Origin of the sequence: Frankia sp. Mgl5 (genome assembly GCF_023242985.1) — a bacterium.
GTDB lineage: Bacteria > Actinomycetota > Actinomycetes > Frankiales > Frankiaceae > Parafrankia > Parafrankia soli.
The window spans coordinates 1-1379 of the sequence record NZ_JALKFY010000770.1 but is presented as its reverse complement, the minus strand read 5'-3'; the positions used below and the strand labels follow the sequence as shown (position 1 = coordinate 1379).

2 protein-coding genes are annotated in these 1379 nt (G+C 74.7%); both read right to left on the bottom strand.

Annotation, left to right across the window (positions count from 1 at the left end):
* Positions 1-43: 43 nt before the first annotated feature.
* The gene (locus MXD62_RS27525) at positions 44-442 is read right to left on the bottom strand and encodes a DUF3037 domain-containing protein (RefSeq protein WP_248832302.1); all 399 of its coding nucleotides are present in this window, start codon (positions 440-442) and stop codon (positions 44-46) included.
* The gene (locus tag MXD62_RS27520; protein WP_248832303.1) at positions 435-1256 is read right to left on the bottom strand and encodes a HipA family kinase; all 822 of its coding nucleotides are present in this window, start codon (positions 1254-1256) and stop codon (positions 435-437) included. Before MXD62_RS27520 ends, MXD62_RS27525 begins: the two co-directional genes overlap by 8 nt.
* Positions 1257-1379 lie beyond the last annotated feature (123 nt).

The window sequence follows — 1379 nt, the reverse complement described above, 5'->3', positions numbered from 1 at the left end:
CCGGCGGGGGGGGCCGGGGGGGGGGCCCGCGAGCGACGTCGCCTCAGCCCCGCGGCGGACCGGGGCGGGCGACGAGCAACTCGACCAGCCGGTCCAGCTCGGCGGCGGGGTCGTCGGTGAAACCGGTGTGGACAGCCGACGTCTGCACCACGGTGCTGCGCGGGGCCGTCAACCAGCGGAACCGTTCCCCGCCGGAGAGCCGGCCAGGCGGTCCGGCGTCGAGGCCGCCGGCGCAGACCCGGCGCAGGGCCACGAGGCTCGCCGACACCGCGTCCTGGTCGAGGAACGGATCGAGGCTGGCGAGGCGCTCCCGGTCGACGACGCACCGCGAGCCGAGGAAGCCGGCCCGTTGGCACCACAGCAGGACACCGACGTTGACGCACTCGCCGCGTTCGACTCGCGGCACGACGCGGATCATCGCGTACTCGAACAGATCAGGCACCGGAGCCTCCCAGCAGCCAGTCGGGACGTCCGGTACGCCGCTCGGCGGCGACGAGCGGTTCGGCGGGGGTGAGCATCTCCGCCAGCCAGGGACGGTCTCCCTCGACACGGGACAGCAGCCAGTCGACGTAGGCCGAGCCGGGCACGTCCGTCCACTCCGCCGGCACCAGCTCGACGATCCGGGACAGCAGGTCCGCCGTGACCGCGGGTGCGAGCTCCCGGTCCGCGGCGGCGAGCAGCTCCGGTGCGTCCGCGCCCAGCGTGGGGAGCAGGACGTGGTCGGCGAAGCCGGGCAGCGGCCGGTCGACCGCCGCCGCGGCGCCCGGCCAGTCATGGTGCGGGTACAGGGCCGCCCCATGGTCGATCAGCCACAGGCGGGAGCCCCACACCAACAGGTTCGGGTTCCGCCAGGAGCGGTCGACGTTCAGCGTGAACGCGTCGAGCCAGACGACCCGGGCGGCGAGCGCCGGCTCCACCGGGAACGCCAGCGGGTCGTAGGTGATCGAACCGGGCAGGTAGTCCATGCCGAGGTTGCGGCCGGGGCTCGCCCGGAGCAGGTCCTGAACCTCCTGGTCGGGCTCCGTTCGGCCGAGATCCGGGTCGACGTCGACGAGGACCAGCTCGGGCACGGCCAGGCCCAGGCCGCGCGCGAGCTCGCCGACGATCACCTCGGCGACGAGCGCCTTGGGCCCCTGCCCGGCACCGGTGAACTTCACCACCCACGTTCCGAGGTCGTCGCCCTCCATGACGCCGGGAAGACTGCCGCCCTCCCGCAGGGGCGTGGCATAGCGGGTCGCGAGGACATGACGAAGCACCGCACCAGCATGCCCGCCGGCCCACACGGCCAGCCGAGCCGGGCCAGACACCGAGGTGCCGGGCTGCACCGGACGTCGGACTGGGCCGGGGGGAACCGCGGCGCACCGGAACCGGTGCGCCGC